The 23325-nt window shown below is 43.1% G+C and carries 22 protein-coding genes; 8 read left to right on the top strand and 14 right to left on the bottom strand.

The annotated features are described in order from the left end of the window. Window position 1: 1 nt before the first annotated feature. Complete coding sequence (locus tag EZV76_RS09040; RefSeq protein ID WP_136566217.1) at window positions 2-859, top strand: DUF4249 family protein; 858 nt, start codon at window positions 2-4, stop codon at window positions 857-859. Between the two features lie 10 nt (window positions 860-869). On the opposite strand, the gene EZV76_RS09035 is transcribed toward EZV76_RS09040, so the two are convergent. Further along, complete coding sequence (locus tag EZV76_RS09035) at window positions 870-2189, bottom strand: GntP family permease (RefSeq protein ID WP_136566216.1); 1320 nt, start codon at window positions 2187-2189, stop codon at window positions 870-872. A 56-nt stretch (window positions 2190-2245) separates the two neighbouring features. Between EZV76_RS09035 and EZV76_RS09030 the strand changes: the two genes are divergently transcribed. Continuing rightward, window positions 2246-2482: a DUF6095 family protein gene (locus EZV76_RS09030; protein WP_136566215.1), complete on the top strand. Its 237-nt coding sequence runs from the start codon at window positions 2246-2248 to the stop codon at window positions 2480-2482. On the opposite strand, the gene EZV76_RS09025 is transcribed toward EZV76_RS09030, so the two are convergent. Then, window positions 2479-3120 carry a DUF4294 domain-containing protein gene (locus EZV76_RS09025; RefSeq protein WP_236640897.1) on the bottom strand — a complete coding sequence of 214 codons (642 nt, stop codon included), beginning with the start codon at window positions 3118-3120 and terminating at the stop codon, window positions 2479-2481. The genes EZV76_RS09030 and EZV76_RS09025 overlap by 4 nt on opposite strands. 165 nt (window positions 3121-3285) lie before the next feature. Between EZV76_RS09025 and EZV76_RS09020 the strand changes: the two genes are divergently transcribed. Together EZV76_RS09020 and EZV76_RS09015 are read left to right on the top strand one after the other, a co-directional pair. Beyond that, window positions 3286-4374 carry a M42 family metallopeptidase gene (locus EZV76_RS09020; protein ID WP_136566213.1) on the top strand — a complete coding sequence of 363 codons (1089 nt, stop codon included), beginning with the start codon at window positions 3286-3288 and terminating at the stop codon, window positions 4372-4374. 307 nt (window positions 4375-4681) lie between these two features. Further along, the gene (locus tag EZV76_RS09015; RefSeq protein WP_313790956.1) at window positions 4682-5233 is read left to right on the top strand and encodes an NUDIX hydrolase; all 552 of its coding nucleotides are present in this window, start codon (window positions 4682-4684) and stop codon (window positions 5231-5233) included. Here EZV76_RS09015 and hisS read toward each other — a convergent pair. The 6 genes from hisS to rpsF form a co-directional block, all read right to left on the bottom strand. After that, window positions 5230-6609: a histidine--tRNA ligase gene (gene hisS, locus EZV76_RS09010; RefSeq protein ID WP_136566212.1), complete on the bottom strand. Its 1380-nt coding sequence runs from the start codon at window positions 6607-6609 to the stop codon at window positions 5230-5232. The two genes, EZV76_RS09015 and hisS, sit on opposite strands and share 4 nt — an antisense overlap. 358 nt (window positions 6610-6967) lie before the next feature. Then, a complete protein-coding gene (locus tag EZV76_RS09005) occupies window positions 6968-7438 on the bottom strand; it encodes a DUF6495 family protein (RefSeq protein ID WP_136566211.1) in 471 nt (156 codons plus the stop codon). A 60-nt stretch (window positions 7439-7498) separates the two neighbouring features. Further along, on the bottom strand, window positions 7499-10630 hold the full coding sequence (locus EZV76_RS09000; protein WP_201741843.1) for a TonB-dependent receptor: 3132 nt from the start codon (window positions 10628-10630) through the stop codon (window positions 7499-7501). A 101-nt stretch (window positions 10631-10731) separates the two neighbouring features. After that, window positions 10732-11184: a 50S ribosomal protein L9 gene (rplI, locus tag EZV76_RS08995; protein ID WP_136566209.1), complete on the bottom strand. Its 453-nt coding sequence runs from the start codon at window positions 11182-11184 to the stop codon at window positions 10732-10734. Between the two features lie 14 nt (window positions 11185-11198). Continuing rightward, complete coding sequence (gene rpsR / locus EZV76_RS08990) at window positions 11199-11495, bottom strand: 30S ribosomal protein S18 (RefSeq protein ID WP_106145737.1); 297 nt, start codon at window positions 11493-11495, stop codon at window positions 11199-11201. Window positions 11496-11499: 4 nt separating this feature from the next. Continuing rightward, window positions 11500-11838, bottom strand: coding sequence for a 30S ribosomal protein S6 (rpsF, locus tag EZV76_RS08985; protein ID WP_136566208.1), 339 nt, complete (start codon window positions 11836-11838; stop codon window positions 11500-11502). Between the two features lie 236 nt (window positions 11839-12074). Here rpsF and EZV76_RS08980 point away from each other — a divergent pair, with 236 nt between their 5' ends. Further along, window positions 12075-12767, top strand: a complete 693-nt coding sequence (locus EZV76_RS08980; protein WP_100818563.1) for a LytR/AlgR family response regulator transcription factor — start codon at window positions 12075-12077, stop codon at window positions 12765-12767. Here the strand turns inward: EZV76_RS08980 and priA are convergent, their stop codons facing one another. The 4 genes from priA to nadC are packed head-to-tail and all read right to left on the bottom strand — an operon-like array spanning window position 12768 to window position 17491. Continuing rightward, complete coding sequence (gene priA / locus EZV76_RS08975) at window positions 12768-15224, bottom strand: replication restart helicase PriA (RefSeq protein WP_136566207.1); 2457 nt, start codon at window positions 15222-15224, stop codon at window positions 12768-12770. Window positions 15225-15228: 4 nt separating this feature from the next. After that, the gene (locus EZV76_RS08970; RefSeq protein WP_136566206.1) at window positions 15229-15678 is read right to left on the bottom strand and encodes a DUF2147 domain-containing protein; all 450 of its coding nucleotides are present in this window, start codon (window positions 15676-15678) and stop codon (window positions 15229-15231) included. Beyond that, window positions 15653-16633 (bottom strand): YihY/virulence factor BrkB family protein, encoded by a 981-nt coding sequence (locus tag EZV76_RS08965; protein ID WP_136566205.1) that lies wholly within the window; start codon window positions 16631-16633, stop codon window positions 15653-15655. The genes EZV76_RS08970 and EZV76_RS08965 overlap by 26 nt, the downstream gene beginning before the upstream one ends. Next, window positions 16634-17491 carry a carboxylating nicotinate-nucleotide diphosphorylase gene (gene nadC, locus EZV76_RS08960; RefSeq protein WP_136566204.1) on the bottom strand — a complete coding sequence of 286 codons (858 nt, stop codon included), beginning with the start codon at window positions 17489-17491 and terminating at the stop codon, window positions 16634-16636. A 94-nt stretch (window positions 17492-17585) separates the two neighbouring features. On the opposite strand from nadC, the gene rlmH reads away from it, so the two are divergent. Further along, window positions 17586-18059, top strand: coding sequence for a 23S rRNA (pseudouridine(1915)-N(3))-methyltransferase RlmH (rlmH, locus tag EZV76_RS08955; protein WP_136566314.1), 474 nt, complete (start codon window positions 17586-17588; stop codon window positions 18057-18059). Window positions 18060-18253: 194 nt separating this feature from the next. Here the strand turns inward: rlmH and serA are convergent, their stop codons facing one another. Together serA and EZV76_RS08945 are read right to left on the bottom strand one after the other, a co-directional pair. Beyond that, on the bottom strand, window positions 18254-20146 hold the full coding sequence (gene serA, locus EZV76_RS08950; RefSeq protein WP_136566203.1) for a phosphoglycerate dehydrogenase: 1893 nt from the start codon (window positions 20144-20146) through the stop codon (window positions 18254-18256). 156 nt (window positions 20147-20302) lie between these two features. Next, a complete protein-coding gene (locus EZV76_RS08945) occupies window positions 20303-20755 on the bottom strand; it encodes a methyltransferase family protein (protein ID WP_136566202.1) in 453 nt (150 codons plus the stop codon). Window positions 20756-20815: 60 nt separating this feature from the next. On the opposite strand from EZV76_RS08945, the gene EZV76_RS08940 reads away from it, so the two are divergent. Both EZV76_RS08940 and EZV76_RS08935 read left to right on the top strand, forming a co-directional pair. Beyond that, window positions 20816-21394, top strand: coding sequence for a non-canonical purine NTP diphosphatase (locus tag EZV76_RS08940; RefSeq protein WP_136566201.1), 579 nt, complete (start codon window positions 20816-20818; stop codon window positions 21392-21394). A 144-nt stretch (window positions 21395-21538) separates the two neighbouring features. Beyond that, window positions 21539-23305, top strand: a complete 1767-nt coding sequence (locus EZV76_RS08935) for a DEAD/DEAH box helicase (RefSeq protein ID WP_136566200.1) — start codon at window positions 21539-21541, stop codon at window positions 23303-23305. The last annotated feature ends 20 nt before the right edge of the window (window positions 23306-23325 follow it).

Genomic DNA, 23325 nt, shown 5'->3' with positions numbered 1-23325 from the left:
TATGAAGTTTTGGAAATCATATCTGTTTAAAAACCTTTCGACATGTATCGCATTCTTTTCCCTTTTAGGATGTGAGGACGTAATCGAGGTAAATGTCCCCCAAGAAGAACCTAGGTTGATTGTGAATGCTCTAATACGTGTCAATCCAAATTCAAACTTCGTTAACCTTCGCGTAAAGGTTAGCCTTACTAATTCTTTTTTTGGTGAAATCCCAGTGACCAACTTAGAACAGATTACACTGGCAGGTGCAGCTTTGGTTGACTATAACGATCCTGGTTCTGGAATCTATGAAGGTGTTAGGTCCCGTGAAAGCTTTGAGAGTCTTGAAGGAGAGGAAATATTATTACAAATTACCTGGGAAGACAAGCGCTATTACGCAAGCACCACTTATATACCTGCGGTGCCTATAGATTCCCTAGTAATTGGGAGCAATACACTTTTTGATGAGGATGAAACCGAAGTGATCATTACATTTACAGATAATCCCGACCGGAAAAATTACTACATTTTCGATATGGGTTTTGGGAATTTCAACACTGTGGATGATCAATTTATCCAAGGCCAGCAGTTTACATTTTCTTACTTCTACGATCAAAAATTTGAGCCTGGCCAAGAACTTTCTATTAGCATATTGGGTGCAGATCAATCTTTTTATAATTACATGAATCTTCTTATTGAACAAACGGAAGATAATTTTGGAGTGTTTGAAACACCAGCGGCAACCGTACGTGGAAACATTTTTGATGTGACCGAGCTTGATAATATCGATTATTTTGACAACCTGAAAATTCCCAATGAATTCCCTTTGGGTTATTTTGCAGTGGTTCAAGAGTATTCACAAAGCATCATTATTGAGTGACTTGTGTGTATCACAGCATAAAATACAGTAAAATAACCATCAAAATACCCACGACACCTTGAAACAGGGTTCCTAAAGTGTGTCCCCTCAAAGCGGTTTTAACGGTAATATTCGAGAATTGGGAAACCACCCAGAAATAGCTGTCATTAATATGGGAAACGGTCATAGCCCCTGCTCCAACGGCCAATACCGCCAACGATTTATCCGTGGCAGAAATCAAACCAAAGCTCTCCAACAAAGGCGCTATAATGGCCGAAGTGGTTATGATGGCCACTGTAGACGACCCTTGGGCGGTTTTCAGTACTGCAGCAATCAAAAAGGCAATCAATAATCCACCTACACCCGAACTGGACTCCAAATTAATCATGGAAGCAATGTCCATGGTACGTAGAATAGCTCCAAAAGCTCCTCCTGCGCCCGTAATTAAAACTATGGCCCCAGCTTGTTTAAATGCTTCTGGAACCCAACCTTCCTTCTCCTCAGCGGGTACGTTTCTTCCCAAGGACAGGGCAAAGAACACCCCTACCAACAAGGCCATGATGGGATTTCCCAAAAAGTCAAGCAGTTGAAAAATAACCCCTTCCCCCAGAGGATGAGTGGGATAGTTGACAATGGATTTCATAGCTATAAGCGCTATGGGCGCCAAGAGCGGCATAAATGCCTGAATGGGTTTTATAGGAAGCTGAGCTTCTTCTTTATCCGATACGTCATCTCCCTTTACATCCCCCTTCAAGGATTTTCCAATGAGCTTGGCCCAAAAATACCCAGCCAGTGAAACAGGTATGGATACCGCTAGGCCCAAGAGCAATACCAAACCCAAATCAGCTTCCAATAAAGCTGCTGCAGCCAAAGGCCCCGGGGTTGGTGGCACAAAAACATGGGCCGCATACAGCCCCGTGGCCAAGGATATGGCAAAGACCATTACTGGAATACCAGTTCTCTTACTAATGGCCTTGTTCAAGGATGAAAGAATTATAAAACCTGAATCGCAAAATACAGGTATCGAAATAACATATCCCGCCAAATTTATGGCCAAAGGCGAACGTTTTAGACCGATTATCTTCAAAATACTGCTGGCAAGAACCTGGGTACTTCCGGTTTTTTCCAGATAAATACCGATGACTGTCCCAAATGCAATAACCAATCCAATACCTGAGAGTGTTTTGCCAAAACCATCGCCAATAGTTTTCATGATCTCAGCTGGAGACAACCCTAGAAAGAAGCCAGAGGCCACCGCGGCAATGGTCAATGAAAAAATGGGATGCATTTTAAACTTTACCGTGGCCACAATGATAAAGAGTACCACCAAGGCCAAAACCAATAACTCCATACTTATTTTTTACAGGACATCCATTAAATATAAGCTAATATTCCTACTTTGGTCCTATGAGGCGAACAGACAAGGAACTTTTGGTTAAGGGAATAAAATCATTTGGCTACACGGTTGCAGCCATGTTCATGGGGCCTTTTTTACTCTATCAGGCGTTCAAAAATGAAGGACACCCGTTTTTTATCCCCGTTTTGATTTTGGGAATATTATTTGCCGCACTGGCCATTTATATGGGGTTTAGGTCCGTAAATATTGTAATGGATGCTTTATTTGGAAAGAAACCCAAAGACTAGTCTTTGGGAGTCGGAGAAACATTTTTCCATTTATTGCTGAGCTGCGCATAATCATAGTCAAGAACCGATTTTTGCCTATCCAACCGGTTTGAAGCAAACGCCCGTTGCAGGATATCTTCAATTAAATAATCCTCGTGCACATTTTCTGGTCGGAATTCTTCTTTCAAGCTAATATTGAACATACTTGCGGTGGTGTTATACCAAAAGGCTCGCCACCCACTTCGCAATTCCTTGACCAAATCAAATGCAGTAGTACCCGTCTGCCGGTAGATCAGTTTCACCAAAATCTGACCTTCGGTTCTAGTCAATTTTTTCAACTCGGCAGAAAACTCTTCTTCAATAAACTTTTGAACCTTCCGTGTATATCTTTTCTGATGTCGTCGCTTTTTAATGTGCTGCAGACTATCGTTCAATTCAACCAATCGCTCTGCGGCCAACTTGGCATAGGGATACACTTTTAAGGTCTTTCGTCTGAGAATATAGTACCGTAGCTTTTCATTGCGGTCGGCGAACTCCAGTTTTCCGAAGAGATACACCTCGTCCAAAGCTATGGAGCTATAGAGAATGGAATCACCCTCAAACCGAACGTAGTAATCCTGAATGGAGTCCATGGGATTCATCAAGGAATCCCCTTCCATCTCCTGCGTAAAACAAAGGCTGTGGAAGGTTAAAAAAACAATTAAAAAACTAGTTCGCCACATGCGGTCCATTACTCAAAAGTCCTGCCAAAATTAAGGATAAAGGTAAGATTTGGTTATTAAATAAAAGTGAATATTAGTATGTTTGTGAACTAAATTGAACACATGGCAGCAGCAAAGATCATCAACGCTAAATCCCTTAAATTTCTTGAAAAATATCTGAACAATGCCTCTCCCACGGGTTATGAATGGGAAGGACAGAAGATTTGGATGGAATACTTGAAACCTTATGTGGATGAATTCATCACGGACACCTATGGGACTGCCGTGGCCGTCATCAACCCAAAGGCCAAATATAAAGTAGTCATTGAGGGTCATTCCGATGAGATTTCTTGGTACGTAAACTATATCACGGACAATGGACTGCTCTATGTAATCCGTAATGGGGGCAGCGATCACCAAATTGCACCGTCCAAATGGGTGAACATCCATACCAAAAAAGGCATTGTAAAAGGTGTATTTGGATGGCCTGCCATCCATACCCGTGACAGGGCTAAGGAAGAATCCCCAAAGGTTGAGAACATCTTTATCGATATCGGAGCCAAAGACAAGGCCGAAGTGGAGAAAATGGGGGTTCATGTGGGCTGTGTCATTACCTACCCTGATGAATTCCACATCCTGAACAAAAACAAATTTGTCTGCCGTGCCCTGGATAACCGCATGGGCGGTTTTATGATTGCCGAAGTGGCCCGTTTGCTCCATGAAAACAAAAAGAAGCTTCCTTTTGGACTCTATGTCACCAATTCGGTTCAGGAAGAAATTGGGTTACGCGGTGCCGAAATGATTACCCAGACCATTAAACCCAATGTGGCCATTGTCACCGACGTTTGCCATGATACCACCACCCCTATGATCGATAAAAAGAAGGAAGGGGAAACCTCCATAGGTTCCGGACCGGTAGTTTCCTATGCCCCTGCGGTACAGAACAAGCTGCGCGAGCGCATTTTGGAAACGGCCGAAGCCAAAAAAATACCCTTCCAACGATTGGCGGCATCCCGCTTCACGGGAACAGATACCGATGCCTTTGCCTATAGCAATGGTGGAGTGGCTTCCGCTTTAATCTCGTTGCCTTTGCGTTACATGCACACTACTGTGGAGACTGTACACAAGGATGATGTGGAAAATGTAATCCGTTTAATCTACGAAACTTTGTTAACCATTAAGGACGGGGAGACGTTTAGCTATTTTGATTAAACACAGTCATTTCGAACCGAAACCCAATTGGTATTGGGTAGAGCGTGAGAAATCTCACCTTTAGATTTCTCAATCGATACAAAGTATCTCATTTCGAAATGACCTTTTTGAAATAAAATTGAAAGCACATCAACCTTTTTTGGTTTTTGTGCTTTTTTTGATGCAATTCGTCACCTCAAACTTGTTTCAAGGTCTCGACATAAATAGATTCCTACTTTCACAGGAATTACATACTCGATTAAATTCATTTCTAAATTATGTGCCATCTCGACTGCGCTCGATGTGACAAATTCATATCTTTATTCTTATGATGGATGAACGGGTCGACATTTTGGATGAGCAAGGTAACCCAACAGGAGCGTCCTGTTTAAAATCCGAAGCGCACCGAAAAGGCCTGTTACATCCAACCATCCATGTGTGGCTCTACACCAAAGACGGGCGGATATTGCTCCAACAACGGGGCAAGCACAAGGATACCCATCCCTTACTTTGGGATGTTTCCGTGGCAGGACATGTGTCGTCCGGAGAGGATATTGAATGGGCCGCAGTACGCGAAGTGCAGGAGGAAGTGGGATTGACCATTTCCAATACCGATTTAAAACCCATCGGTAAGGTCAAAGCCATTCATAAAATTGCGGAGGATTTCATCGATGCGGAATTCCATCATATTTTTTTATGCGAACTCAAAGTACCATTAAGCAAGCTGACCAAACAAGAAAGTGAAGTGGAAGCATTGAAATTGGTCCCCCTACTTCAATTTGCAGAAGAAACTTGGGGCATGGCACGTGTTGAAAAATACGTGCCCCACGGAACGGAATATTACAAAACGGTCATTAAAGAGCTAAAAAATCGAATTTAGCTAATATCCTTTGCAAAAACGGCGGCAGTATCAAGTGCATAGGTTTTGTGTTGCCCCGATTTCATTTCCTTTACCACAAAAGCTCCCGCTTTAAGCTCCTCCTCACCCAATAAAACCACATACGGTACGCCCCGCTTATCGGCATATTTAAACTGTTTTTGCATCTTGGCCGCTGTTGGGTACAAATCGGCACGCAATCCTGCCTTTCGCATAGAGGCCACCAATTTTAAGGCCTCCAACCCTTCCTTTTCGCCAAAATTGAGGCAAAGTACATCTAAGGACGTATCCAAGCTGTCCGGGAAGAGGTTCAATTCTTCCATTACCAGATAAATACGGTCCAATCCAAAAGAAATACCCACTCCGCTCACATCTTTCAATCCGAAAATACCCGTGAGGTCATCGTAACGGCCACCACCACCAATAGAACCCATCTGGACACCTTCCGGCGCGGCCACTTCAAAAATGGCCCCTGTATAATAATTGAGTCCACGGGCCAAGGTCACATCCAACTGCAATTGGGCCGATTGCAATCCAATATTTTCAACGGTGGAAATAATTTCGTCCAACTCGCCCACTCCGGCCATGCCAATTTCAGAATCGGCCAAAAGGCCGCGTAGCCGTTCCAATTGTTCCGAAGCAGTGCCCGCAATGGAAAACAAGGGCCGCGCCTTTTCAATGGCACTCTCGGAAATGCCCTTTTCCAGCATTTCTTCCTTGACCTTCCCTTCCCCTATTTTGTCCAATTTGTCCAAAGCCACGGTGAAATCCACCAACAAGTGCTTGGCCCCGATCACTTCGGCAATGCCGGAAAGAATTTTTCTATTGTTGATTTTTATGGTAGTGCCCTTTAATCCCAAATCGGTAAAAACCGCATCGTAGAGCTGTACAAACTCCACTTCCTGCAAAAGGGAGTTGGCCCCCACTACATCGGCATCGCATTGGTAAAACTCACGGAAACGCCCTTTTTGGGGCCTATCTGCGCGCCAAACAGGTTGTATTTGATACCTTTTAAAGGGAAAATCAATCTCATTTTGGTGCATTACCACATAACGGGCAAAGGGAACAGTCAAATCATACCGAAGGGCTTTTTCGGAGATTTTGGGCGTGAGCAAAGCTGAATTTTTGGAACTATAGGTCACATCATCCACCTTTGAGATAAAATCTCCGGAGTTCAATATTTTGAAAATCAAACGATCCCCTTCATCCCCATACTTGCCCATCAAGGTTTCCGAATTTTCAAAAGACGGCGTCTCTATCGGTTGAAAACCATAGATTTCAAAATGCTTCTTTATGGTTTGGATGATATAGTTGCGCTTGGCTACTTCAGCCGGCGAAAAGTCTCGGGTTCCCTTGGGTATGGATGGTTTTTGTGCCATGTAGTGTAAAATTCTCGTGCAAATATACGGGGTTTGTCATAGGTTCAAAGTAGAAGTGATGGTCATTTCGAACGAATGTGAGAAATCTGTTTGATTTTGAGATTTCTCATCGCTCATGCTTCGCTCTGTCGAAATGACAAGACCGAATGTCATACTGAACGAAGAGAAGTATCTCAAAATAACATTGGCTGAGATTCCTCAGTCGCGATGCTTCTTCGAAATGACGCGAAAATCTAACGAGCAGCCTTTCTTAATTGCATTTTTTGTCCCAAATATGTTCTCGACTGCGCTCGAACTGACAATTGAATCCACACTTCCTCAGATATCAGATATCTGAAACCATAAGTCCAGTATCATATCATTCCATAATCTGCTCAAACCACTGGTAGAGCTCCCCTTTGGTAATGGTTGCACCTTGTTTGATGAGTTCAAACTTGTCCATATTCTTGTCCTCCCCATATGCTTTGGAAGCAGTCAGGTATTCCACAAAATCGGATTGGAAATTCCGTTTGAACCAATCGAAGCCCACTTTAGTGCGCAGGTCAATTTCTGGGTTCATGACCTTTACGGATAGCAGTTTCATTTCCTTTTCGGTCAAATGGAACAGATGCATGTGCCTTTCAGAGATATTTTCCAGATACTCCACCTTGTTGAGTACTCCTTCCCATATCAAATCACTGAACACATCGATTTCTTCTTCGGCCACTTCGGGTTTTTCCATCTTTAGGGCGCTCCATTCCTCTGCGGTTATAGATTGAGTTGCCAAAAAGTTGATGAATTCAGGATGTAACTCTTCTAATTGTTCCTTCGTCAGTCTTCTGTACTTCATATTGCAAAAATAAAAAAGGCTGCACAATAGCGCAGCCTTTACGTAGTATTTCTGTAATGGTTAGTTAAAGATGTATCGCACTCCAAACTGGGCTTGCCATCTGGACAGCAAACTGGTGTCCGAACTAAATGTTTCCACCATATTGGGATCAAAGGTATAGGTAGGTACATTGTTGTCATCTACCGTTACACCCAATACCTGTTGATTGGCAGGAATTTCCACGATTCCCCAATCCGAACTGATCAAATTGCCCACATTCAACACATCCACACTTAATTGAATGGTATTTTTATTGGCAAACTTAATGTCCTGCAACACTTTTAAGTCCCATCTTCCCCTCCATGGGGCCAAAGCTCCATATCGTTCTGCATACTCTCCGCGGTGTTCGCTCAAATAATCATCTTGTTGAATGAAAGATTCAAAAGCTGCCGCTTGTCCATCACCACTGAAGTTCATTTGCCCCACCTCAGATGAGGTTGGGATATACAATAAATCGTTGATGCTTGATCCATCGTTATTGATGTCACCTCCGTAGATATAATTAAAACGTCCTCCTTGGGCATACTCATAAAATGCGGAAATAGTGGTCCCTGTTTTAAAGGCTTGGGAGATAACCCCAACAAATCTATGTGTGTCCCCATATCTGGAATAGGACAACACATCGTCATTGGCATTACCCGAAATGGCATTGGCCACAAAGGCATCCCCTGTGATTTCGGCTTCAATGGAGTTTACATCCTTAGAATTCAAGTAGCTATAGGCCAGGCTGGCGTACAACCCATTTTCAAAGGTTTTTTGCGCCTTTAATACTGCATTCCAAATTCTTCCCTTGTCCGAGTTTGAAAAAACATAGGCATTATTGATCAAATCATTTGCGCCGTATACGGGTCGGTTATCAACACCGGATAAGTTTTCCGATGGAGGCAACAACCCCCAGTTTTGCACATGCGGGCCATTTACATCTTTGGAATAGGAAAGGTCTGCCGTCAAAATCAATCCATTATCAAACCTATAATCGGCACCTAAACTGGTCCTCCATACCTGCGGCCATTTAAAATCTGGGTCCACCACTTGATAAAAGAAAACGTTGGGGTTCGCAATTTGGTTACCCAACCATACAAATGGAAAACGACCCGTAAAGATTCCGGTTCCTCCACGAATTTGAAGGGTGTTGTTATTGTGTACATCCCAGTTGAAGCCCAAACGAGGTGAAATCAACCAATTATCAGTGGGCAATTCGGTGGAATCAAAGAAAACGGTTTCTCCGTTATTGGGATTTACATAGGGTATTTCCGGCACATAGGCCGGGGCAACCTCAATCACATCTTGCGCTTTTTGGGCCGAATCAAAATATAAAGGTCTGTCAAAACGAATACCGTAGGTCAATTTGAAGTTCTCCGTGGCATTCCATTCGTCCTGCAGATAAAACGCCAATTGCCCCACATTGGTCTCCGCTAAGGCCCAACCATTTAGGTTTCCTTCGCCATTGGCTTCCAAAGAATTGTTCGCCGCTATGGCCGCATTGAATGCATCTTGGTAAAAAGCCACCAAACCAGCTTCGTTTGCGGGGTCTCTAAAATCCGCTATGGAACCGGTGGGGAAGAATACCCCTTGAGCTCCATAAGCCCCTAAGTTGAATGAATTGTCAAATTCGAACTTCTCAAAAGAAAATCCCAAGGTAAAGGTATGGTCCCCTTTAAAAAAATTCAGGTTGTTCGTCAATTGAAATACTTTTTGGTCCAATCTGTTGTTGATGGAAAATGGTTCATGCCCTGCAATGATATAGTTGGAACTTCCATTTTCATCCAATAGTGTGATTGTGGGTGCCGGGGTTGATTTTGGATTTCTGAAATCATCAAAATGAGTATATCCAACCTGAAGTTTATTGATGGCTTCATCTGACAGGGTAGAATTTAATTCCAATTGAACCGACTGTATCTTGTTGTTGATCTCATATCCTGCATTTTCAAACTGCAAAGTGGATAGGTTTGGTCCTCTAAACCCAAGGGCTGTTGGGTGGGCCGGTTTTTCTTTTGATGCATCCAAAAAGTTATAGATGATTGCCAATCTGTTTTTCTCGTTGATGTTCCAGTCCAACTTAAAAATCCCTTTGGTGGATTCTTGATCAAAATTGAAGCCTTCATACCGTCCAGGGTTATAGAACTCTCCATTTCCAATAGAGACTTGACTCAAAATATTGGAAACCAATTCAAAATCGGAGGCCAGTACTCTGGATTCATTTATGCTTCCTGAGTTACGGTTAGGCACAAATCCGGAACTTCCAAGGTCAGTACGATCATCTTTTTCAAAATTGACGAAGAAAAAGAGTTTGTTCTTAACAATAGGTCCACCAATGCTCAATCCATATTGGGACTGGCTTAAATCGGCCTTAAAAACATCATCTCCCTTAACTTTTCCACCGGTAAGGTCTTCATTTCGATAAAACCCGTATACTGTACCGTAGAATTCGTTGGTTCCACTTTTTGTTACTGCGTTTACCGATGCCCCTGTAAATCCTGATTGGGTAACATCATAAGGTGCCGTAGTGACTTGGATTTGGTCTATCGCATCGATAGAGATGGGATTCGCATCAGTCTGTCCGCCAGGCTGGGCAGCATCTAGACCAAAAGGGTTGTTAAAGATGGCCCCATCCAGGGAGAAGTTGTTGAACTGGTCGTTCCGGCCCCCAAATGAACCGGCACTTGCTGTGGGTTCCAAACGGGTAAAATCGTTGGTAGATCTGGAAATGGTGGGCAAGCGGGTCAATTCTCTTCGCCCTACACTGGTTTCTGCACCGGTACGGTCGCTACCAAAGGTCCCTCCCCTATCCGAAATCACAACGACTTCGTCCAATTGTTGACTATCGGAAGCCAAATTCAAATTAAGATTGAAGGTTTTTCCCAACGAAAGGAAAACATCACTTTGGGTTTCGGTCTTAAACCCCACATAAGATATTGTGACCTCATATGGCCCACCAACCCTAAGGTTGAGAAGGTTAAATCGGCCTTCCTCATTGGTAATGGCCCCATAGCGTGTGCCTGTAGGTGTGTGCACCGCCACTACATTGGCGCCTAACAATGGAGCGCCTTGATCATCGGAGACTGTTCCCCTGATGTTCGACGTCGTGACTTGGGAAAAAACGGATGTGGACACGAGTAAGAACAGCATGCCCAATAACTGAAGTTTCTTCATAATGAATACGTTAGTTTTAGTTTTGAGTACCTACAAACATAGACAAAAAAAAGAGCTATGCATGCATAGCTCTTTACAAGTTATTAACCAAAGCTTAACGCTTACTTGGCTTCTGCTATCACTTCAAAAGGAAAATCCACAACAACTTCCCTGTGAAGTCTAATGATGGCATTGTAAGGTCCAACTCTTTTGATGGCCCCTCCTTTAATATTGATAAACTTTCTGTCTATTTGGTGACCAGCTTTTTCCAAAGCGGAGGCCAAATCTATATTACTTACCGAACCGAACAACTTGTCACCGGCACCTGCTTTGGCAGGGATACGGATTTCCAATTGTTTTATGGCCTCGGCCATGGTATTGGCTTCATCAATGATTTTTTTCTCTTTGTGAGCCCTTTGCTTTAGATTTTCGGCCAAAACCTTTTTGGCAGACGGTGTGGCCAAAGTGGCCAATCCTTGAGGGATAAGGAAATTTCTCCCGTAACCGTTCTTTACGGTAACGATATCATCCTTAAATCCCAAATCCTGTACATCTTCTTTTAGAATAAGTTCCATTCTTCGGTATTTTTTTATTTCAACATATCGCCAACGTACGGCATTAACGCTAGGTGACGGGCACGCTTAACAGCCTGGGCCACTTTTCTTTGGTACTTTAGGGAAGTTCCCGTAAGTCTTCTGGGAAGAAGCTTTCCTTGTTCGTTCACCAATTTCATCAAGAAATCTGGGTCTTTGTAATCAATGTACTTAATACCTGACTTCTTGAACCTGCAGTACTTTTTCTGCTTGTTGGTCTCAATGTTCAATGGGGTCAAATATCTGATCTCCCCATCTTTCTTTGCTTTTGCCTGTTGTTCTATAGATGCCATAACCCTATGCGTTTGCTTTTAATTTGGTTCTTCTTTTTTCGGCCCAAGCAATGGCATGCTTGTCCAATTTAACGGTCAAGAAACGCATAACGCGCTCATCTCTCCTGAATTCCAACTCATATGGTCCGATGGCTTCACCGGGAGCGGTAAATTCAAACAAGTGGTAAAATCCACTTTTTTTGTGCTGAATGGGATAGGCCAATTTTTTAAGTCCCCAATCTTCCTTGGAGACCATTTTGGCACCATTCTTAATCAAGAAATCCTCAAATTTCTTGACTGTTTCCTCTATCTGCGTTTCAGACAGAACGGGATTCAAAATGAAAACAGTTTCGTAATGGTTCATATTATATGTTTTTTAAAGGAGCGCAAAATTAGCAATATTTCTTTCATCCCGCAAGAAAACCCAAAAAACTTCGTTTAAATCACAAGAGTTATTAACAAAATGAACCCTCTAAACCTACGTAACGTATATGGCAATGTACACAACAAAATAGACCATGTTTACATCTTTTGTTGCTGTTAAACGTCTTTTTTATGTAATTTGCCGATGATTTAAAACCCTACAAATCACCCCATTCTATGAAATTAAAAAGTATAATTGTAGACGATTCCTCGATGCAGCGGATGGCCGTTGCAAAGTTGGTCAACAATCATCCACACCTTGCTTTGGTTGCGGAGTACAGCAACGCCATTGAAGCAAAAAATGGCCTAAAGAACCACGAAATTGACCTTATCTTTTTAGATGTTGAAATGCCAATCATTAGTGGTTTTGACCTTTTAGAGGCCCTTGAGAACCCGCCTCAGGTTATTCTAATCACGGGAAAACCTGATTATGCCCTTAAAGCATTTGATTATGACGTGACCGATTATCTTCACAAACCCATCACTTTGGCCCGTTTTGAAGCCTCCGTTAAAAGAGCAGTGGCCAAATACGAGCAAATGAACCGTGTTGATGAGGATGAAGAACATATTTTTGTGAAGAGCAACCTTAAAAAGCGTAAGGTTATCTTAAACGACATTAAATGGATAGAAGCCTTGGGCGATTACATTAAATTGGTAACCGATGAAGCCAATATCGTAATCCTATCCACCATGAAATCCTTCGAAAAGCAATTGCCGGCCGAAAAATTTCTGAGAATCCATAAATCCTATATCGTGAATCTGGAGAAGATTGAAAAATTCAACAGTAAAAATGTTGAAGTGGGGGGCAGACAGATTCCTTTAAGTAGAAACAAAAAGACTGAATTGGCAGAAGCACTGGCCAATGTATAACTAAATGTGGTCCACATTGTAGACCAGTCTTACACTTTTATACTTGGAAATAGCATTAAAGGATTTCTCAATTCTTTTAATGCTATTTTTTGTTTGTACCAGCGATTGTTGCCTTGGAATTTTAATAAGGATGTTTTTAAGATAATCCCTTCGGATACGGGCCACTGGGGGATATTCCGGCCCCAAAATGTCTTGTCCCAATACGTTTCTGAGAGAACCCGCCAACCAACTGGCAGCCTCGTTCAGCTTATTGAAATCCCTATCCTTTAAAGTAATTTTGACAATGCGTACCAAAGGTGGATATTTAAACTGCTCCCGTTCGTAATACTGCTCCGAGAACATCTTCTTATAATCATTTGTGGTGACCTGTTGCAATATTTGGTGATACGGATTATACGTCTGTATGAGCACTTTGCCTCTTTTTTGGGTCCGCCCTGCCCTTCCTGCCACCTGGGTAAGCATTTGAAAACTACGTTCATGGGCCCTGTAATCCGGAAAGTTCAACATAGAATCCGCATTCATGATCCCCACCAAGCTCACATTTCTAAAATCGAGCCCTTTGGTGACCATTTGGGTTCCCACCAAAATATCCATCTCTTGGTTTTCGAACGCTGAAATGATTTTTTCATACGCGTACTTTCCCCTAGTGGTATCCAAATCCATACGCCCTACGGCCACATCAGGGAAAAGATGATTGAGTTCTTCCTGAATCTGCTCTGTACCAAATCCCTTTTTATCCAATGTACCACTGCCACATGCCAAACAGGCCTGTTGCAAGGCCATATGGTAACCACAATAATGACAACGAAGCTGATTTCTTCGCTGGTGATAGGTAAGGCTCACATCGCAATTGGGGCATTGGGCCACATGGCCACAGGTGGTACACTCCACCACCGGGGCAAATCCCCGACGGTTTTGGAAGAGAATTACCTGCTCCCCTTCTTCCAAGGTTTCTGAAATGGCTCTGAGCAGAACCTCTGAAAAATGCCCCTTCATCCGCTTTTTCCGAGTCGCTTCCTTGATATCCACCAAACTAATGTCCGGCATGAGTACATTGCCATAGCGATATTGGATGGAAGCATATCCATATTTTCCCTTTTTGGCATTGTCCATACTCTCTATACTGGGCGTAGCCGACCCCAGAACAATATGGGCTCCATGCAGGGATGCCAACACAACGGCCGCATCACGGGCATGGTATCGTGGCGCTGGATCAAACTGTTTAAAGGAACTTTCATGTTCCTCATCCACCACGACCAACCCTAAATTGGAAAACGGCAAAAACAGGGAAGAACGAGCACCAATGACAATTTGTGCCTTCTCCGCATTGGCCATCACATTGTTCCAGACCTCCACTCGTTCGTGGATACTGTATTTTGAATGATAAACGGACACTTTATGTCCAAAATAATGTCGCAACCTACTGATCAATTGCGAGGTCAGTGCAATCTCGGGCAACAGATATAGAGCCTGTTTACCCTCTTCCAAACATTCTTGGATGAGTTTTACATACACTTCGGTCTTTCCAGAAGAAGTGACGCCATGCAAAAGAACAGGTTTGCCTTCCGAAAAACCAGTTTGAATGGTTTCCAAAGCCTTGGCCTGATGTTCATTCAGGAGCATATGTTGGGATTCTTCCGATTGGCCGTCAAAATTCACCCGATCAGTTTGAATATGGTATTCCTCTAAAACCTCCTTATCAATTAGAGCTTTGATCACGGCCCGCGAACCACCACTCTCTTTTTCCAAATCGGCTATGGGGATAGGCTTCTTGGTTTTGGCCTGTATTTGAAACAAGGACAACACCACCTGACTCTGTTTGGTCGCACGGGTCAGCTCATTTAACAACTGCTCCAACCGGGCCTCGTCATCATAAGTTTCGGAAAGCTTTACATATCGTACCAGTTTCGGTTTATACTGCTCGTACAGTTCTTCTTTTTGGAGCACCACCCCTTTATGTACCAGTCCATTGATGAGTTTCAGGACATTTTTTTTGTCCACAATATCACTCACCTCGAAAATTTTCAGTGCGCTCTGGTGTTGCAAGGCTTCATACACCAGAAACTCATCGTCACCCAATTGCATTTCATCAACCTGGGCGTCTTTGTTGGGCATGACCAAGGTTTCACTTTCCAATAAAAAAGCGCTGGGCAGCGCACTTCGTACTACCTCTCCCAAGGTACACATATAATACTGTGCCATCCATTGCCAATGTTTCAATTGAATTGCATTGACCAAAGGCTGTTCATCCAAAATCTGGTAGATTTCCTTGGCCTCATAGGCCATAGGAGCGTTGGAATGGACTTGATAGGCCAAGGCCGTATATATCTTGGATTTCCCGAAAGGAACGGCCACACGCATCCCTGGCTGCAAAAAATCCGCCTCTTCTTGTGTTATCTTATAGGTGAAAAGTCGTTCCAAAGGAATAGGTAGGACGACATCCAAAAAATACTCCATACACTTATTCTTCCTTTACCCGATGCCACGTCTGGGTCCTGTATAAAAATGCCAAATAGCCCCTGACCATTAATTTATCCATATCCTCTGGATGGAGCCACAATTTTCCCCTGAAGGTCATTCCGTGTTCCGGGTCCAACATATCCGAGCCCTTGTACTCATCCTTATCGTTCTTTACAAGGTTTTGAAAAATCTTCATCCCCAATACGGGTTGGTTCTTGAACTTCCCCTTACACTTGGTACAGAGCGCATTTTTCTTCCCTTTTTCCAAAATATCGATGATTCTCGCCTGCAACAGCCCATTTTCACGATAAATCTCCACAATGGCCTTTGTAGCTCCACTTCGGTCGTCCACCGTCTTCCATTTTCCGAATACGGATTGGGACCACATGTTCTGGAAAGCCAATACGGTCAAAACAAAAAAACATTTATGGAACATCTTGATGCCTTTCATGCCGCTTCTTTAATGAATTCAAGGTAGCGTTCAACTCAAAACCCAACAATAAGATATTGGAATTTAGCCATATGAACACCATCAAAATCAACAATCCCCCCAGTGCCCCATAAAGTTCGTTATATCGAGCAAATTTTTCCACATAGATCCCAAAAAGATAAGAGGTGAGCACAAACAACAGGGTCGTCATCAAGGCCCCTGCTGAAAAGAATCTGGCTTTACGCCCTTCTGCCGTCCCAAAATAGTAGAGGATGGAGGTGGTCAGATAGGACAGTACCATGAAAAACAGGATCTTGGCCAATTGGATTCCTATAGTGTCTCCTTTTTCAATATCGGTCCCAAAGGTCTTCCCAAAGTATTCACTGGTGTATTCCACAATATAGAACTCAAAATACACAAAGGCCACGGCCCCCACAATCAACAAAATGGACAATAACAGCCCAACCATGAGGGCATAGATATACTGCCTGAAAAAATTCCGGGTGAGTTCTACATGATAGGAATTTTCAAAACCTCCAAAAATGGCATTGACCCCATTGGCCACTAAAAAAATGGACAACAGAAAGGCCGATGACAACAAACCGCCTTGTTTTTGATCTTTGATCTGTTGGTAGATGTCCCCAAAATAATCTCCTGTGGCCGATGGCAGGAAAGATTCCAGGAAAAGGAGGAACTGGGCATCAAAATTTTCATTTCCCACTCGCACATACGGAATGACAAAAGGAATGAGCGTCACCATAAAAATGAGCAAGGGGAACAAGGCCATAAATACGCTGAACGCAATGGAACTAGCACGTGTGGACACGGCACCTTTCACGATACCTACCACGTACATTTCCATCAGATCATAGAAAGAGAGTCCTTCAAAAGCCTTGAGCTTTATGTTTTTTAATAACCGTACCAACCAGTTGACCACGGGTATTTTCTCCAACTGCTCTTCTATGGCTACCGACATCTAAACCGCTTTTAAACTAAGGTCCATGTTGTATACGGAATGTGTCAATGCCCCAGAGGATATGTAATCCACACCGCACTCGGCATATTTCCGTATGGTATCTTCCGTAATCCCACCCGAAGATTCGGTAAGGCACTGCTCTCCTATGCGTTGCACGGCATTTCTGGTATCGGCATAATTGAAATTATCCAGTAAAATCCTGTAGACGCCTTTGGATTGCAAGATTTCTTCCACTTCATCCAAATTCCTTGCCTCCACAATGATCTTTAAATCCTTGTTTTGTTCTTTTAGATACTGTTGGGTCTTTTGGATGGCCTTGGTAATGCCACCGGCAAAGTCGATATGGTTGTCCTTGAGCATGATCATATCGTAGAGGGCAAACCTATGGTTCTCACCTCCTCCAATCTTCACCGCCCATTTTTCCAGGGCCCTGATTCCCGGAGTGGTCTTTCGGGTGTCCAAAATCTTGGTGCCCGTACCTTCCAAAAGCGACACATAGTATCGGGTCTTCGTAGCAATGGCACTCATTCGCTGCATGGCATTGAGTACCAAGCGTTCGGCCTTTAGAATACTTTGGGAACTTCCCTCCACATAAAAGGCAATATCCCCATGCTTGACCAAGGTACCGTCGGGCAGTAAAACCTCTACCTTAAGCTCTGGGTCCACATACTGGAATACTTGCTGGGCAAAGGCCACACCGGCCAATACACCTTCATCCTTTACCAGTAGCTTCGCCTTGCCTGTGGCAGTAGCCGGAATACAGGCCAAGGAGCTATGGTCGCCATCCCCGACATCTTCCCGAATGGCGTTGGCAATGATCAAACTGAGTTCTTTCTGAAATTGTTCTTCGGATATCATCCACAAGGGGTTTTAACGAAAATAGTAAAAACATTGCTCCTTACCCATGCCCAATACATGGTTCTTGTTTCAACACAAAGGATTATTTTTGGGGATGCAGATTACCTTGATCGCCATAGGCAAAACCGATAATCCTGATCTAGAACGACTTATCGCCATTTACGAAAAGCGGTTGCAACATTACATCAAGTTTCAGTTGCAGGTTATTCCCGATATCAAAAACAGTAAAAATCTTTCCGAAGCCCAACAAAAAGAAAAGGAAGGGGAACAAATCTTGGGACAGATCCAAAATTCAGACGTACTTGTTCTGCTTGATGAAAAAGGAAAACAGTATACCTCGGTCGAGTTTTCCCAATTCCTCCAAAAGAAAATGAACAGTGGCATAAAGAATTTGGTACTGGTCATTGGCGGACCTTACGGCTTCAGTGAGGCCCTCTACCAGAGATGCAATGGAAAAATAAGCCTGTCCAAAATGACCTTTTCCCACCAAATGGTGCGTTTGTTCTTTGTAGAGCAGTTGTACCGAGGGTTCTCTATTCTACGGAACGAGCCTTATCACCATCAATGATTAAATCTCAGACCGCTTCGCTTAAAGATTCAAGAGAAAAGACACCGATCTCACTTGGTTCTTGAGCTTTAGCTTATTTTAGGATTTGGTGCTTGGGATTTGTTGATTCCGTTATTGATTTACTTTCTCGTGAACTTTATCTTTTCTCTTTCGTCTTGATTCTTAACCCTAGATTCTTGACTCTTGAGTTTTGCCTAGTAAAGCACCCTGAACTTAATGGTGTTTTCTATACCCTTAAGTTCCTTGATCACATCCTTGTTGTATTCCTTGTCCAAATCAGAGATCACATACCCCACTTCAGAATCTGTGGAAAGGTACTGACCGGTGATGTTCAACCCATACTTGGCCAACACCTCATTGATTTTAGCCATGATTCCCGGAACGTTCTTATGAATATGTAAAAAGCGGTGAGCCTTGTTCTGCTTAGGCAGACGGATGTTAGGGAAATTCACCGCATCCACCGTGTTCCCTGAGTTGATGTAATCCATGATCTTGTTTGGCACAAAGTCGGCTATATCACGTTGGGCTTCTTCCGTACTTCCACCAATATGTGGTGTTAAAATCACATTGGAAAGTCCTTGCAATGGTGTTTCGAACGGGCCGTTGCTTCGTGGTTCGGAAGGGTACACATCCACAGCCGCTCCACCCAACTTGCCACTTTTAATGGCTGCGGCCAAAGCATCGATATCCACCACAAATCCACGGGAAAGGTTAATAAGCTTGGCACCATCTTTCATTTGGTTGATTTCACGCTCGCCAATGAAGTTCTTGTTCGCTTTATTATCATCCACATGCAAGGTTACCACATCAGAAACGGACAACAGGTCTTCCAAGGTACTGCACTTAGTGGCATTACCAATGGCCAACTGATCGTTTACATCGTAATAGTATACACGCATCCCCATGGCTTCTGCCAAAACGGACATTTGCTTTCCTATGTTTCCGTAACCTACGATACCCAAGTTCTTCCCCCTCACTTCTTGGGAACCGGCTGCGGTTTTGTTCCACTCACCGTTATGGATTTCCGTACTACGTGGAAAAATACTTCGCATTAACATAATGGTCTGCCCAATGGCCAATTCCACTACGGAACGGGTATTGCTGTAGGGTGCGTTGAACACCACAACACCTTTTTTCTTGCTGTATTCCAAATCGATTTGGGTGGTACCAATACAGAAAGCACCCACTACCAAAAGTTTGTTGGCAGCATCCAAAACCTTTTGGGTTACCTGGGTTTTGGAACGTATCCCCAAAACATGTACCCCCTTGATTCGCTCAATTAAGTCGTCTTCGGAAAGACTGTGCTTTACCAATTCCACGGAAAACCCTTCTTCCGACAGGTTTTTAAAAGCATCGGGGTGGACATTTTCAAGTAATAATATCTTGATTCGGTTCTTCGGATAGGATAGGTTTCGTGGCAAATCGTTCACAAATAAAAATTCATCTAGGTTAGGTGCTACATGGTCCGCATTATTGGTCGCTTTCTCACGGTGCACATTTTCAGTATAGGCAAAAAACTTATGGGCAATCCCGGCCTCACGCATGACATAATCGCTGTAGCCATCACCAATTACCTGGACCTCTCCGTCCAAATTCAGGTTCTTTAAACATTCTATTTTCCCGTTGTGGGAAGCCAGAACATTGGCTTCATCGAATCCGATAATGTTTCCTTCTTCATCAAATTTAAAGGTATTGGCATAAACCCGATCGGATGGAATGTTATATTCTTCCACTATGGGATCGATAAATTCCTTGAATCCACAGGAAATTACATAGATATCATTAGAGAACTCTTCAAAAAACTCCTTGTTCGATGCAATCGACTTGGAGATTTTATAACGTAGCTCGCCTACCAACCGCTCTAAATCGTTCTTGTGCGCATTTAAAAGACGTATTCTTTTTTCCAAGGATTCCGTAAAGGATATGTCCCCGTCAATCCCCAGATTGGTAATTCTTTGGATTTCCTTTACAACTTCTTCTTTATTGGATTTTCCTTGAAGGGTGATTTCCGCCAAGACATCCAATGCCTCAACCCGGGTAAGGGTGCTGTCAAAATCGAAAACGTACTTGCGTCCCACTTCCACCATGATGCTCTCAAAAAATTTAAGGCGTAAAATTAAGCATTAATTCCATCATCCAAATTGCAACCCCACCAAAACCTTACAGAATTACGGATAAATCAAAAAACGCTTTTAAAATGTTTGAAATGCCACCCAAAATCCGCTTTTTTGTAATGATTGCAATCAAAACCAACGTCGGGTAATCTTGGAGTACATTCGATATTCCTTTCCAAATACCTCCTCCAATGCCTTTTCTTCATTTCGAATCTGAAAATGGTTCATATAGGATACGAATCCTGCAGCCAACAGGGTATTGAATGCATTTCCCAGCCAAAGCCCGAAAGCCAATAAAAACAAGAGCATGCCCAAATACATGGGATTGCGGGTAAAATTGTAAATCCCGTTGGTCACCAGTTTTTTAGCTTTTTGCGGATTCAAAGGGTCAACCGTGGTCTTTGCCCAAAAAAATTGGATAATGGCAATGAGCATCACTAAGACTCCTAACCCAACAAGAATTGACACCAATGTAGTTCTTCCAAAAAAATCAAACTCCCCAAAAGGGAGGAATTCATCCAAAACATACATCAATCCGCCAAAAATGAGCAGTACCAAGGCAGGTGGTATCCGTAAATTCATATTCCACTTCTTCTGTATCGAAATTACTACTTTTGACCCTTATCTGAATCTTTTTGCCCTGTGAAACTTGTATTTGCCACCCATAACGACCACAAACTGAGAGAGGTACAACAATTGCTGCCAAAATCCATAGAACTGCTCTCTTTAAAAGATATTGGTTGCTTTGATGAAATCCCTGAAACGGGAGAAACTTTGGAGGAAAATGCCCAAATCAAGGCCAATTTTGTGACCCAAACCTATGGTTTTGATTGTTTTTCCGATGACACAGGGCTTCTGGTAGATGCACTTAATGGCCGACCTGGGGTCTACTCTGCCCGGTATGCCGGAGAGCAAAAAAATGCGCAGGAAAATATGTCCAAAGTGCTTTCAGAAATGAAAGGGAAAGAGAACAGAAATGCCTATTTCAAAACGGCTATCCATTTGAACATCAATGGTAAAAGTGTAGCCTTTGAAGGTATTGTTGAAGGCATCATAACCGATAAAGAATATGGCGATGGTGGCTTCGGATATGACCCTATCTTTATTCCTTCAGGGCATGAAAAAACCTTTGGCGAGCTATCGGCAGAAATCAAGAATGCCATAAGTCATAGGGGGCGTGCCATTGAAAAACTGGTCAACTATTTAAAAAAGAAGGCCTAATAGTCCTCACCGAACAAATTTAATGTACCTTTGCCGCTTTATTAACGCCGCCGGTATGGGCAAGGTGTTGCGATGGGCTTAAGAGGTTATACAGAAATCGCTCTATGCAACACAACATATTTGCGATTTAAGGTATATACCACTATGACAAAATTTGAAGCCTTGGGGTTGGATCAACCCCTATTGGACGCTATTTCCGATCTTGGATTTGAAACTCCTTCCGAAGTACAGGAAAAATCTATTCCCATTCTTTTGGAACAAGACACCGATTTGGTGGCCTTGGCCCAAACAGGAACGGGTAAAACCGCTGCTTTTGGTTTTCCCATGATCCAAAAAATACATGCTGAGAGTAGAACCACGCAAGGATTGATACTTTCCCCTACCCGTGAACTTTGTTTGCAAATCACCAACGAATTAAAATTATATTCCAAATATATTAAGGGACTTAACACCGTGGCCATCTACGGTGGAGCCAGTATCACCGAACAGGCCAAGCAGATCAAGCGCGGCGCCCAAATTGTTGTGGCCACTCCTGGACGGATGAAGGACATGATCGGACGTGGCATGGTGGACATTTCCAAAATTGATTATTGTGTATTGGATGAGGCCGATGAAATGCTCAACATGGGCTTCTACGAAGATATCAAGGACATCCTTTCCAACACTCCGCAAGAAAAATTGACTTGGTTGTTTTCTGCGACCATGCCCAAGGAAGTGGCTTCCATTGCCAAAAAATTTATGCACCAACCCGTGGAAATCACCGTGGGCACCAAAAATGCAGGGGCATCAACAGTACAGCACGAGTATTATGTGGTGGGTGGACGCGATCGCTACGCTGCTTTGAAACGACTTGCCGATGCCAATCCCGGTATTTTTTCCGTGGTCTTTTGTAGAACCAAACGCGATACCCAACGGGTAGCCGAAAAATTAATCGAGGATGGGTACAATGCAGGAGCATTGCATGGCGATCTAAGCCAGAACCAACGTGATTTGGTCATGAATGCCTTCCGAAAAAAGCAGGTGCAGATGTTGGTGGCCACTGACGTAGCCGCCCGTGGAATTGATGTGGATGATGTGACCCACGTGATCAACTATCAATTGCCCGATGAGATCGAAACCTATACCCACAGAAGTGGTCGTACAGGACGAGCTGGAAAATCCGGAATTTCCATGGTCATTGTCACCCGTTCCGAACTCCGAAAGATCAAGTCCATTGAAAATAAAATCAAACAGGAATTTCTAAAGAAAAATATTCCTGATGGTATAGAGATCTGCGAGATTCAACTATATCATCTGGCCAATAAAATAAAAGACACCAAGGTAAACAAGGAGATTGACAGTTATCTTCCCGCTATTAATGATGTATTGGAAGGCATTGATCGTGAAGAACTTATCAAGAAAATAGTTTCGGTAGAATTTACCCAATTTTACAATTACTACAGCAAAACCAAAGACCTTAACACCTCCGAAAGTGGCAGGGATAGAGATGACAAAGGGACTTCCAAAGGAGAAATTCCAAGTGAAGGTTCCGTGCGTTACTTTATTAATGTTGGTGAGCGCGATGGTTACGATTGGATGTCGTTGAAAGACTTCCTAAGAGATACATTGAATCTGGAAAAAGAAGACATTTTCAATGTAGACACCAAAGACAGTTTCTCTTTCTTCAATTCTGATGCGCATCTGGCTGAATTGATTATTCAAACCTTTAGCGAATTCAAATTGGAAGGTCGGTTCATCAATGTAGAAATTTCTACCAAGCCTGGTGGTGGCGGTGGAAAAGGTGGAGGCAAAAAACGTGGACATCGAAAAGGTGGACACCGAAAAGGTGGGAGCAACAAACCATCGTTCAAAGGAGGAAAAAAAGGTGGATACGCTAAGAAAGGTGGCAAAAAGAGGTCTGGCTTTTATTAGTTAATTCTATATTAAATGGC

Source organism: Flagellimonas alvinocaridis (assembly GCF_004916895.1).
In the GTDB taxonomy this organism is placed as follows: domain Bacteria; phylum Bacteroidota; class Bacteroidia; order Flavobacteriales; family Flavobacteriaceae; genus Flagellimonas; species Flagellimonas alvinocaridis.
This window is presented reverse-complemented; position numbering and strand designations above follow the sequence as displayed.